This is a genomic window from Runella zeae DSM 19591, assembly GCF_000423565.1.
GTDB lineage: Bacteria > Bacteroidota > Bacteroidia > Cytophagales > Spirosomataceae > Runella > Runella zeae.
In genome coordinates this window covers 438,575-451,497 of the sequence record NZ_KE384038.1, presented here as the reverse complement: position 1 = coordinate 451,497, position 12,923 = coordinate 438,575, and the positions used below count along the sequence as shown (strand labels likewise).

8 protein-coding genes are annotated in these 12,923 nt (G+C 43.4%); 4 read left to right on the top strand and 4 right to left on the bottom strand.

Annotated elements, in window-relative coordinates:
• Positions 1-44 precede the first annotated feature (44 nt).
• Positions 45-1,205 carry a trans-sulfuration enzyme family protein gene (locus G563_RS0124570; RefSeq protein WP_028667666.1) on the bottom strand — a complete coding sequence of 387 codons (1,161 nt, stop codon included), beginning with the start codon at positions 1,203-1,205 and terminating at the stop codon, positions 45-47.
• Between the two features lie 158 nt (positions 1,206-1,363).
• On the opposite strand from G563_RS0124570, the gene G563_RS0124565 reads away from it, so the two are divergent.
• Together G563_RS0124565 and G563_RS0124560 are read left to right on the top strand one after the other, a co-directional pair.
• Complete coding sequence (locus G563_RS0124565) at positions 1,364-2,539, top strand: exo-beta-N-acetylmuramidase NamZ domain-containing protein (RefSeq protein ID WP_051211174.1); 1,176 nt, start codon at positions 1,364-1,366, stop codon at positions 2,537-2,539.
• Between the two features lie 14 nt (positions 2,540-2,553).
• A complete protein-coding gene (locus tag G563_RS0124560; protein WP_028667664.1) occupies positions 2,554-3,447 on the top strand; it encodes an SAM hydrolase/SAM-dependent halogenase family protein in 894 nt (297 codons plus the stop codon).
• A 2-nt stretch (positions 3,448-3,449) separates the two neighbouring features.
• Here the strand turns inward: G563_RS0124560 and G563_RS0124555 are convergent, their stop codons facing one another.
• The gene (locus tag G563_RS0124555) at positions 3,450-5,018 is read right to left on the bottom strand and encodes a glycoside hydrolase family 10-like protein (protein ID WP_028667663.1); all 1,569 of its coding nucleotides are present in this window, start codon (positions 5,016-5,018) and stop codon (positions 3,450-3,452) included.
• A gap of 118 nt (positions 5,019-5,136) precedes the next feature.
• Positions 5,137-7,017: a CocE/NonD family hydrolase gene (locus G563_RS0124550; protein ID WP_028667662.1), complete on the bottom strand. Its 1,881-nt coding sequence runs from the start codon at positions 7,015-7,017 to the stop codon at positions 5,137-5,139.
• A 367-nt stretch (positions 7,018-7,384) separates the two neighbouring features.
• On the opposite strand from G563_RS0124550, the gene G563_RS0124545 reads away from it, so the two are divergent.
• Complete coding sequence (locus G563_RS0124545; protein ID WP_028667661.1) at positions 7,385-10,594, top strand: SusC/RagA family TonB-linked outer membrane protein; 3,210 nt, start codon at positions 7,385-7,387, stop codon at positions 10,592-10,594.
• 31 nt (positions 10,595-10,625) lie between these two features.
• Positions 10,626-12,188, top strand: a complete 1,563-nt coding sequence (locus G563_RS0124540; RefSeq protein ID WP_028667660.1) for a RagB/SusD family nutrient uptake outer membrane protein — start codon at positions 10,626-10,628, stop codon at positions 12,186-12,188.
• 63 nt (positions 12,189-12,251) lie between these two features.
• On the opposite strand, the gene G563_RS0124535 is transcribed toward G563_RS0124540, so the two are convergent.
• Positions 12,252-12,806: a lipocalin family protein gene (locus G563_RS0124535; protein ID WP_028667659.1), complete on the bottom strand. Its 555-nt coding sequence runs from the start codon at positions 12,804-12,806 to the stop codon at positions 12,252-12,254.
• Positions 12,807-12,923 lie beyond the last annotated feature (117 nt).

The window sequence follows — 12,923 nt, the reverse complement described above, 5'->3', positions numbered from 1 at the left end:
CTTCAATAACCTCGGCTGCGCTTTGAGCGCAGCCGAGGTTTAGGCTATAGTTTTTCCAAAGCTTGCGCCAAATCTTCGATAAGATAGTCGGCTTCTTCAAGCCCAATATACAATCTTACTAATCGATGCTCTTGCTGTGCTGCATCGAATTCTTCAGGACGAATGCCGGCGCATTTTGGCATGATCAACGACTCATGTCCTCCCCAACTTACTGCCAATAGAAAATGTTGTAAATTGTGAGTAAAGGTTTCTATTTGTGCATAAGTCTGCGCTTTCAACGCAATCGTTACCAATCCACAAGCACCTGACATTTGTTTTTGTGCCAATTCGTATTGGGCAAAATCAGGGTCGAAAGGAAAATAGATTTTTTCAATTTTGGGGTGATTTTTCAAAAATTCGACCACTTTTTGGGTACTTTCTGAAATAGCCTTCAGTCTGACAGACAGCGTCCGCAAGCCTCTCAGCAAAAGCCACGCATTGAAGGGCGCGATAAATGCCCCTGTATTGTGCGCTTCGCGGTCAAAAATCTGTTTAATCATCGCCTTGGCCCCTGTCAATACGCCTCCAACGGTGTCTGAGTGCCCTCCGATATACTTGGTAGCTGACTGCAAGCAAATATCAATGCCCAACCGATGAGGCTTTTGGAACAAAGGAGTACAATAGCTGTTGTCGATAATGGTCACAATGCCGTGCGATTTTGCCAATTTTGCCACCGCTTCCAAATCTTGCAAATCGAAGGTGAGGGTATTGGGTGATTCCAGATAAATCACTTTAGTGTTGGGGAGAATCGCTGCTTCAAAGTTTTCAAGCTTTGTCCCGTCTACGTAAGTTGTAGTTACATTGTAGCGTGGCAAAACATTGTCAAACAGTTTCCAGGCCCAAGTATAAGGTTTTTGTACGCTCACGATGTGGTCGCCCGCTTGGACGTTGGTCATTACTGCACAAAAAATCGCCGAAGCACCACTATTAAGTACCAAACAATCTTCTGCTTCGTCCAAGGCTGCTAGTTTTTTTCGTAAAATATCAACGGTAGGATTGAGCCCCCTCGAATACAAATACGCCGACATTTCGTCTTCAAAAGCTTCTCGTAACGAGGCAAAATCATGAAATACAAAATTGCTAGTCTGTACAATCGGCGGACTTACAGCATTGAAGTAATTGTCGCGGCTTTCGGCGAGTTCGTTGATAATTTGCGATTTGTGCATGGAAGTAATCACTTTGTTTTTTGCGAAAATAGAACACGAATGGTTAAGTTTTTTCGGAAAATCAATATTTGTCTTAGTGGGGCATTTTTTGGGGGTTTTATTTCTGAACCAATCCTCTTATCTACTAACTTGCCCCCTCATCTTGTGGTTGGAATTTTATGAATTTAGCGTCGCTTATTTCTTCTTTTTCACTGACTCAAAAACGCGTGGGGCTTTTGTGTAATCAAACAGCCTTTGTTTTTGATAAAAAACAGTATCTAATTGAACTCTTGGCCGAGCACAATATCCTTAGTGCAGTATTTGTCCCTGAGCATGGGCTTTTTGCCGAACTTCAAGACCAAGAACCCCTCGAAAATACTAACGTCTATCATTTTTGGAAGGGAATTGATTTTATCTCGCTGTATGGTCGCGACGAACAAAGTCTCAAAACCGCCCCTGCTTTGTTAGAAGCACTTGATGTTATCATCGTTGATATTCAAGATGTAGGCTGCCGCTATTTTACCTATCTGACCACCTTGGCTTATTTGTTTGAAACCCTCACACGCTGTCAGCATCCGCCCCACGTTTGGGTGATTGACCGCCCCAGTCCTGCCGGAAGGCAAGTAGAAGGCAGTATGATTACCAAAACATTTTCGTCTTTTATCGGGCATGAAGGATTGCCTCACCGTCACGGGCTTAGTCTAGGTGAAATAGCCCTTTGGCTCAAGCATCATTATCGAGGGAGTTTCTCGCTTGACCTATTACCGTACCCAATCGACGAATATTTTATGCAAATACTCCCTTCTCCCAATTTTCCCAGCCTCCAAACAGCTACCCTTTACAGCGGACAATGCTTGTTTGAAGCCACTACTTTGAGTGAAGGAAGAGGTACTACTCGCCCCTTCGAGATTATCGGAGCACCTTTTTTGAAATGGGATATTTTGAAAAACATCAAACACGACTTTGAAAACTTTACAGCTGACCTACCGTGGGTCAATTATATCTTACGGCCTTTGCAGTTTATTCCTACTTTTCACAAACACGCCAACGAACTTTGCGGGGGATTTCAAATACATCTAGCTCCTTCTCAATCCAACCACTCGCTTTTGAGTAGTTTGATTTTATTGAGAATTTGTAACGAATATATCCCTAATTTATGGCGACAAGGTGCTTATGAAAAAGGAAACACCAAAACCGCCCTTGAAATATTGGTAGGCGATGCTGATTTACTTGATTTTGTGAATGGAAAAGTAGCACTCTCAGTGATTGTCGAATATTTAAAACAAACAGAAAATGAATGGATTACAGGCTCAAAAAGTATTTCAAACGCTGCTCTTTTTTCGGTATTAACTTAAAAAAATATAGGTTTATGAAAACAATCATTTATACGTTTGGCCTCTTTTTTCTGTACAGTTTTTCGGTGTTTTCCCAATCCAAAATCGTGGTTTTTCAAACTGATTTTGGGTTAAAGGACGGTGCCGTAGCAGCCATGAAAGGTGTATCGATGAGTGTTAGTCAAGACTTAAAATTGTTTGACCTTACCCACGAAATCCCTGCTTACAATATTTGGGAAGCCGCCTATCGACTCCAACAAGCGGCCTCTTATTGGCCCCGAGCTACGGTTTTTGTATCGGTAGTTGACCCGGGCGTAGGCACTGAGCGGAAATCGGTGGTAGTAAAAACCAAAAGTGGACACTATTTTGTGGGTCCCGACAACGGCACTTTTACGTTGATTGCGGAGTCATTGGGAATTGAGGCAGTCCATGAAATAGACGAAGCCCTCAATCGCCGCCAAAATTCGCAAGCCTCTTACACTTTTCACGGGCGCGATGTATATGCTTATACGGGTGCGAGGCTTGCAGCGGGTGTTATTACCCTGGCTCAAGTAGGTAAGCGCTTACCCGATGATGTGGTGCGTATTCCTTATCAAAAAGCCAAGTTAGAAGCCAATAGTATTGTGGGAAATATTCCTATTTTGGACGTTCAGTATGGCAACGTATGGACCAATATATCGGCCGATTTACTCAAAAAATGGGATCTCAAAGCAGGACAAAAACTAAAAGTCACGATTTGGGATGGCTCAAAGCAGGTATTTGAGGAAAATATACCCTTTGTCAATACTTTTGGTGAGGTACCCGAAGGACAAAACCTCTGTTACCTCAATAGTCTCCTTCAATTTTCGTTGGCTATCAACATGGGAGATTTTGCGGGGAAATACGGCATCAAAAGTGGCTCCGACTGGAAAATCAAAATCAGCAAATAAGCTTATTTACTGCTTCTAGCGTGCATATTGGCTCTCACCATTACGCTTGTCAAAACGGCCTCACTTTCATTGTGAAGGCGATCCAATGCCGTGATAGCATACGTATAGACTTTGCCACGAAGGGCAGTACGGTCAAGAGCGCGGGTTTGCCCTTCATAACACCCTGCTAATAAACGTGGCTCTTCGTCGTCTGCATAGCGATATACGGCATAATAACGCGCCCCATCCCCGTCTCTCGCTTTGAGCGAGGGGAGCCACCTCAAATCCACGCCATTGCGCGTATCTTTGGCTTGCAATTGGCGAGGTGCCGCAGGCGGCAAGCGGTCTTTCCAAGGCATAGGAGGGGGAAATGCAGCTTCTTTATAAAAATTCTTCCGAAGCGAATCTGCATGGCCAAATTTGTTATTAATCAAAGACTTAGAGCTATAAAATACACTTCCCGTGATTTCTTTATGTTCTCTGATAAATCGCATTTGTCGAGGCAATTCCGAATAGTCGGCCCATGTTTTATCTTTATCCTGCGTCCCTATCCGATACGCCCCTTGGCCAATGTACAAATGACGCCCATAAGTATGATCGAGCCACCACAGCGTCAGAGTCCTGAAAGGCACTTTGTCAAACTTGGTAGAAAAATAAATCTGCGGAACCATGTAATCTATCCAGCCTGCTTTCATCCATTTTTTGGTATCGGCATATAGATTGTCGTATGAAGTTTGCCCTGCTTGGGTAGGAGAGCCGCTGGGGTCATCTTGTTTGTTACGCCAAACCCCAAAAGGGCTTACCCCAAACTTTACATAGGATTTTTGAGCCGTAATAGCATCGCTTATTTGTTTGATAAGTTTATCTATATTGTCTCTGCGCCAATCGTCTTTTGAGCGGAATCGCCGCCCGTATTCCTGATAGGCTGCTTCGTCTTTGAGGGTTTGGCCCGTCACGGTATAAGGGTAGAAATAATCGTCAAAGTGAATGCCATCTACGTCATAATTTGTGACAATGTTGGTAGTGACATTGGTAATATAATCCCTCACTTCGGGTAAGCCAAAATTGAACAATCGATAGCCGTCATATTCAAATACCCACTCAGGATGTACTTTGCCGATGTTGTTGGAAGCGATACTTTTACTAACCCTGTGAGCCACGCGATTGAGATTAAGCCAAGCATGAAACTCCATCCCCCGCCGATGACACTCTTCAATCATAAACTCCATTGGGTCGTAAAAAGGCTCGGGAGCTTTGCCTTGCTTGCCCGTGAGCCATTCAGACCAAGGCTCTTCACTTTTGGCGTAGAAGGCATCCGCAGCGGCACGCACCTGCACAAAAACCGCATTGATACCTGTCCGTTTGTGAGTATCCAATAATCGTACAAACTCAGCCCGCTGCTCGTCAGGAGAAAGGTTTTTGCGGCTAGGCCAATCGATATTGTCGACAGTCGCAATCCACACAGCCCTCATCTCACGGCGCACCCCCATAGGACCAAAATCACGAGGAGTAGTACGCGGTTTTTTGGAGGTTTTACAACCTTCCAATCCCAAAAAGAGTAACAAACAAAGCCAAGCAAGATGTTTTTTCACAGAATATTCTGAGTTTGGATGAGGGCAAAAGAGGCGCTACTTTCGGTAAGCGCCTCTACAAAATTATCATTTTTTTAACGGAACTCACACCTACATTGGTATCTCCTGTTACCAATATTTACTTAGTCTTTAGAAGAGGCAAGCGCACCTGAGAAGGATAAGCCGCCGAATGATGGATTTGATTGTGAGCTACGATACCGTCTTTTTCGTCATAATTATTGCCCCCTGTATTGAGGTTGCGGTCAAAACGTGGAAAATTACTACTTGATATTTCGATACGAATACTATGACCAGGAGCAAAATAATTGGAGGTCACCATCGGACTCAAGTTGAGTTTATACACTTTTCCTTTTTCCATCCATACTTCTTTATCGAAGCCTTCACGATAGCGGGCTCGCAAAATAGTCTCATCCAAATTATACGCCCTCCCGTCGGGATATACATCGATAACTTTTACCGTAAAATCGGTATCTTTTGCGTCCGAAGATACATACAAAGTGGTTTCGATTTGTCCGGTCATTTCTACTCCTTCTTTAAAGGGTTCCGTGGTATAAACCAAGATGTCATGCCGCGTTTCCATTTGATGTTGGTCAAAAGAACCTCCCTGCACAGCGTTGCCAGTACAACACACATTTCCACCATAAGAAGGCACTGGAAATTTGGGATCGTACGCAAACTCATCCGTCTTGTTTTCTTTGGAAGGTGCTTGAAGCGTAAGCTTTCCATCTCCGTAAAGGCTATTGGCTTTTCCACCACTATTGAGATAGTAAGTTTTCATTTCGACATCGGCAGGAGGCCACGTTTCTGACGATTGCCACTTGTTTGATCCCATCGTATAGTATTGTACACGTGGGGTCTTCTTGAAGAAATCGTTGGTTTCGCCCTTGAGCCAATGGTCAAACCAAGCATAAATTTGCTCATCATAGTTGAGGCGGGCGTCGCCTACGCTTCGCTCTCCGACGATGGTATTTTCGGTGGCTCTTTTGTAAGCACAGTGCAAAGTAGGAGCAATCACCAAATACTGATTGTCGCGCACTTGAGGGTCGGTAGCATTTTTACGAACATGATTAAAAAGGGCCAAATTAGGTGCACTTGATACATCATACCAAGACACAAACCAAAAACTAGGCACGCCAAAAGGCATGTTGTCGTGGTACAAACCACCTTTAAACCATTCTGGGTCGTTTGGTTTGCGTACAATCATCTTCTCATAAACTCCTTTTTGGCCGTTTACATTTTTGATAATATCCTGCACTGGCAGATGTCTCAATCCTTTTGACCAATCTACTGGCGGCATTTCGGTAGCTAAATCAAAATACCTTGACACGCGCTGTAGTTCTTCTTGGGTAGCATTTTTGGGAAACTGCGGCCTAACTGCGTCATTTTGAGTGCCATAAAGCCACGCGGTAAAAAGCATTTGTTGAGCACCACCTCTGTACCAATTGCCCTGCTCCCAAAACTCCCCTACTTTTCCTACTCCAGCTCCAAACCCTTGCGGTACCATTGCCGCATGAGAAGGGTGATCGAGGGCGGCTACTGCCATTTGCCATTCTGCGGTAGAAGAGCATCCAATCGTGCCGATTTTACCATTGCACCAAGCTTGTTTGGTAAGCCACGAAAAAGCATCATAGCCGTCGGTAGTAGGAGGCCCGAGAATGTCCCAATCACCTTCTGAAAAAAACCTACCTCTCTCATTTTGAACCACATATGCATACCCCCTAGAAACAGCCTCCAAAGCAGCTTGGTAGGTACGGGGATTCATTTCGCCATTGCCCCAAGAGTTGAAATTATAAGGAGTTTTGGAAAAAATGACCGGAACGGGCTTATCAGTTTTGGGGCGAAAAATATCCGTAGCCAAGCGCACTCCGTCTCGCATTGGCATCATTACTTTTTGGTCAACAACTGCAATATTTTGTAATTTTTTCAGAATATCTTCTTGGGCAAAAACGGCAGTTTTCGCCAAGAAGCTAATCGCAAATAGAAGTAATATCTTTCTCATAAAATAATAGTTTGGATGGATAAACAAGGTATTTCCCAAAACTACCTATTTACATACAAAAGCCCAAAGAGTCTTGTAGAGGGAATCACGTCACAATTTTTTTATAATGGTTTTTGTACAAGATGGATTATGCTTTTTTGTAGACACAAATGTGGGTTAAATATACACATATTAGCATATTCACCCTTTTTATACAATCATTATACAATAAATGAGATATTAAAAAAATTCAATTAATAACTTGGTGATGGATATTTTTTTTAGAATAAAGAAAGTAATTATTTTGAAATCTACTCTTCTTAGGGTGCATTGTTTAATTAGTACAGTCGTTTTCAAACCTAAAACGCCATAGCAATGGCAACACTCTATGAACAAACCATTACATTCGCATGGTTCGCTCGCTAAGATGATGGGGATAGGCATCTTAGCATTTTTGAGCAGCAACATCTCCCAAGCCGCTCCAGATCGACATGTCCTCGACAAACTCACCACCACTAATGTGGATCAAAAATCAGTTGACAAAATTGTAACCGGAAAGGTAGTTGACGAAACCAACTCTCCTCTTCCTGGTGTAAGTATTGTATTGAAAGGTACGCAACGAGGTACCGTCACTGACGGTAATGGACAATTCAAACTTGATGTCCCTGACGCAAATGCTACTTTAATTTTCTCGTTTGTGGGCTATCAACCACAAGAAATTGCCGTTGGCAATCAAACCACTATTAACCTTACTCTCAAAGGTGACAGTAAAGTGTTAGAGGAGATTGTGGTTATCGGTTATGGTACCCTCAAAAAATCAGACTTAACAGGTGCCGTAGGTTCAGTAAAAGCAGATCAGCTACTCGAACGCCCCGCACCTTCACTTACACAGGCGCTTTCGGGTCGTATGGCAGGGGTGCAAGTAAATACTAACTCTGGCCGTCCAGGCGGTCGTACTACTATCCGGGTACGGGGTTTTAGTTCTATCAACTCTTCTAACAACCCTCTTTACGTAGTAGATGGTGTGATGCTTCCTCAAGGAAACCAAAACCAGTTTACCTCAGCAATCGATTATATCAACCCCAACGACATCGTGTCGGTGGAAGTATTGAAAGATGCTTCTTCTACCGCTATTTATGGAGCTAGAGGGGCTAATGGCGTAATCTTGGTAACTACCAAAAAAGGAAAAGCAGGCGAAGGAACGGTCACTTACAATGCCGACTTCAGCGTAAATACCATCGGACCCAACCGCCCTGAAGTACTCAATGCCAAACAATATTTGGCAGTTGAAGATTTGGCATGGGCCAATATGGCCAAGTATGACCCTGTAGGCTGGGCAGCAGGTAAATGGGCTTACTTAAACCCTAAACTTCGCCGCACAGATCCACGGATTTTTGATGCTAATGGAAACCCTCTTTACGACACCGATTGGTTTAAAGAGACTAGCCAAAATAGCCTTTCTCAAAACCACCAATTGGGTTTCAGCGGTGGTAACGAGCGTACACAGTACTCCTTCTCACTCAACTATCGCGACGACCAAGGGCTTATCAAAACTTCTTACATGAAGCGTTATGCAGGTCGTTTTACGATTGATGATCAAATCAAAAAATGGTTGAAAGTAGGAGGTACTTTGAGCTACAACAACCAAAGCGAAAACCTTGTGGATATCAATGACGCAGTAGCGCGCCAAATCGTGGAGGATTTTCCATTTATGCCTACTCGCTATGCCGACGGTACATTTGCCAACAACCGTGACTACCCCTACGCAGAGGGTACTATGAGCTCTTTGCACCGCTTGATGGGTCGTAAGTATATTTTGAATACCCAAACTACCGTGGGTAGTATGTACTCAAACATCAATATCGCTAAAGGATTGGAGATGCGTACTGTATTTGGGGTAAATGTATTGACCCAAGAAAACAACCAATCTCAAACTCGTACATTGAATATTGGTGGTAATGGTAATGCTTCTACTAGCAACAGTAAAGAGAGCTTCTGGTCGTTGGAAAACTATTTGACTTACAACAAACAAATCGGCGATAAACACTCTTTGACTGCCCTTTTGGGGATTTCTTGGCAAGAAACAAATGCTTTTAGTATGAGTGCAAGCATCAACAACTTTGCTACTGACTACTTTGGCTTTAACAACCTCGGTGCAGGTGCTACCAACCCTGGTGTGGGCTCAGGTGCATCTCGTTTTGCCTTTAACTCATACTTTGGACGTATCAACTATACCTTGTCCAACAAGTACTTGTTTACCTTGACTGGTCGTGCCGATGGTTCGTCAAAATTTGGGGATAACCACAAATATGCCTTCTTCCCTTCAGGAGCATTTGCGTGGCGTTTGTCTGAAGAAGATTTCTTGAAAGGCAACAATGTTATTTCTAATTTGAAATTACGTACTAGCTTTGGTTTGACTGGTAACTCCGAAATCCCGGCCTACTCTTCACTCGCCCTTCTTAGCTCAAACTACGCTACTTTGTACAACGATTCGCGCGTGTCAGGTACGGGTATTTCACGTTTGGCTAACCCCGATTTGCGTTGGGAAAAAACAGCCCAAGCTGACGTAGGTGTTGAATTGGGACTTTTGAAAGGCCGCGTAAATATTGAGGCTGACTTGTATTATAGAGAGACTACCGATATGCTTTTGGATGCCCCTGTACCGCGTACAAGTGGATACGCTACTATCAGACGTAACGTAGGCTCAATGTACAACAAGGGTATTGAAATCGCCATCAACTCTACTAACATCGACAACGGAGTAGTTCAGTGGAATACCACCTTCAACATTTCAATGAACCGTAACAAGGTGCTTTCTTTGGCAACACCTTCTGACATCTTCAATGTAGGGGGACCTAACTTCACCAACCCTACCAACGTGATTCGTATCGGAGAACCCGTAGGTTCGTTTTGGGGATTAACTCGCTTAGGTGTATGGAGCGAAGCCGAGCGCGAAGAAGCTGCTAAATTCACTAGCTACCGCAACGGTCTCACTATCTTGCCTGGTGATATTAAGTACTTGGATGTAAACGGCGATAAAGCAATTACTGATGCCGATCGTAGCATTATCGGAAACGGTAGTCCTAAAGGCTGGGGTGCATTGACCAACACCGTTCGTTATAAAAACCTTGACTTGACCTTAGAGCTTCAATATATGTATGGCAATGACGTAATGCTCATGAACCTTCACCCAAGCGAGGACCGCCAAGCACTTGCCAATAGCTATACATCTGTATTGAACGCTTGGACTCCTCAAAACCAAAACACGATGATTGCCGAAATTCGCGATACAAGAGCGGGCTATGTAACAAATGTGGATAGTCACTGGATCAAAAATGGCTCATTCCTTCGTGGTAGAAACTTATTGTTGGGCTATACTTTCCCTAGCCACGTTACTAGCAAACTAAAATTAAGCCGTCTTAGAATCTATACTAGTGCCCAAAACTTCTTCTTGTTGGTAGAAGATAAAATCGTAGGAGATCCAGAAGTAACTCCTACCAACCAAGGAAATGGCAACAGCGCCTTCTCTCAAGGGATGATTTGGCACAACTATCCTAAGCCTACCACTTACATGCTAGGGATTCAGGTTGGATTCTAATTAATTACTTAATTCAAAAACGAAATTTGCGATGAAATTAAATATCATAAAGAATGTAGGCAAGGCAGCGTTGTTAAGTGCTGTGTTGCTAGGACCGTCGGGTTGTACTGAATTCTTAAAAGAACAAGCACCGTCTAACTTAACGCCCGATAGCTTTTACACTATTCCCGATCACGCCGAGGCCGCTTTAGCTTCTGTATATGCTGACTTGAGATTCATGGGTGATGGTGCGGGGATTTTTTCTTCCAACTGGCAATTGCTAGAAGCACTTACAGGTACTTCTACTACCGAAACAGCCCAAAACTCTGACCTTAACAACTTGTATGGGTTGGTTCATGATGGTAACACCGCTCACGTAGTAAACTACTGGAATGGGCTTTATAAAGTAATTTCTCAAGCCAACCAAGTGATTGCGAAAGTACCGCCAATCACCCCTATGCCTGAGGCGCAGAAAAAGAAAATCTTGGGTGAAGCGCGTTTTCTTCGGGCTTCTGCTTACTTCACTGCCGTAAGACTTTGGGGAGATATACCATTGATTACAGATCCTCAAACTGCTGGTTCTACTGACTTTCAACCCACTCGTACTTCTCAAGAGGAGATTTATAAGTTGATTGTCGCTGACCTCACCGAAGCTGAAAATGCAGGCTTGGCATGGATGGATGTAAGCGGACGCGTCAATCTTGCCGCTGTAAAAGCACAATTGGCTCGTGTGTATCTCACAATGGCTGGTTTTCCTCTCAACAAGGGGGCTTCTCACTATCAACTAGCCGCTAGCAAAGCACTTGAAGTAATCACCTATGCTAATGCTAACCCTAATGTCATCAACTTGTTTGCCACGTATGAGGAAGTACATCAAGAAAACCTCAAAAACAGAATTGAGCACCTTTTCATGCTGCAATACAACACTGTGGTAGCCGGAAATCCGATGGGTAATATGTTCCCTAACTTCAAGCCCGTTACTTACAACGGTCCTTCAGGTACAGGTAGCACAGTGCCTACCCCTTCATTCTACAACTCTTATGAGCCAGGCGATTTGCGTGCTAAAGACCAAGAAGGGTATTTTTATACGACCTATTTTACAAATGGCAATGGAGCTCGTTTTAATTTAGGAGCTCCTTATATCTTCAAGCACTTCAATCGTACCGCAAATGGTACTTCTGGCACCGCAGGTACACGCCAAGACAACTTAAACGTACCTCAAATTCGCTACGCCGAAGTACTACTTACCTACGCTGAAGCCCAAAATGAAGTAGGTGGTCCTAATCAAGCGGCCTACGATGCGATGAAACGAATCAGAGACCGGGCTAAACTTACTACTCCTGCCCTTGGTACATTTACTCAAGCTACCTTCCGCGAAGCGGTTTGGAGAGAGCGTTGGCATGAGCTATGCTATGAGCAAATCACTTGGTTTGACATGGTTCGCCTTCGTAAAGTATACAACGAAAAAACCAATGGATTCGACAATTTCGTAGGCCACGTTAATCTAAGCTCCAACAAAGCACTCGAAGCTAAGCACTTGTTGTTGCCCCTTGGAAAACAAGAAATGCTTAACAACCCGAATCTAAAACCACAAAATCCAGGATATCCTAACTAGTTTTTGTGTTTGTTTTTTAGTATAGTTTACTCCCCAACCGAAAAAGTTGGGGAGTTTTTTGTTTTATTCACTTTGGCGGTCATGCTTCACCCACACTAGGTCTTCCGTCTGGAAGCCAATCGCCTTAGCCTTCTGAACATACGCCTGCTTCACCGACTCAGGAATAGTGGTGGTACGAGAAAGAATCCACATATATTTGGTATTTTCTCCTACTACTAGCGCGTATTGATAGTTTTCGTCAATAGCGATTACGTTATAACCCGCATAAAAAGGCCCAAAGAACGATACTTTCAATTTTGCCTCTTTAGGGTCACCCACCGGTTTGGCTTTACCTATGCTTTGTTCCCATTTTTCTTTTTTGAAATTGTAGCCTCGGTTTTCTACCCTGATATCACCATTGTCTTTGAGCGAATAGTGGGCTGTTACATTATCCAAATTGCGTTCCCATTTATAGTCCAAACGGGCTATCTCATACCACTTCCCAAGGTACTTTTGCTGGTCAAAAGGTTTTATAGGTACTGCACCTTTGGGTAAAAATCGAAAAGAAGTAAGCGCCACAAAGGTGGTCGCTGCTGCTGAGGCCAATAAGATAGAGGCCACTAATTTATTTTTATTCATAGCTCAATATTTTTATATACTTTCTTCCTAAAAACGAATGCCAACTAAATACAAATCAACATATGAGCCATTAAATATCAGTTAAAATGATTTTATTAAACACAATGGGTATAGAGT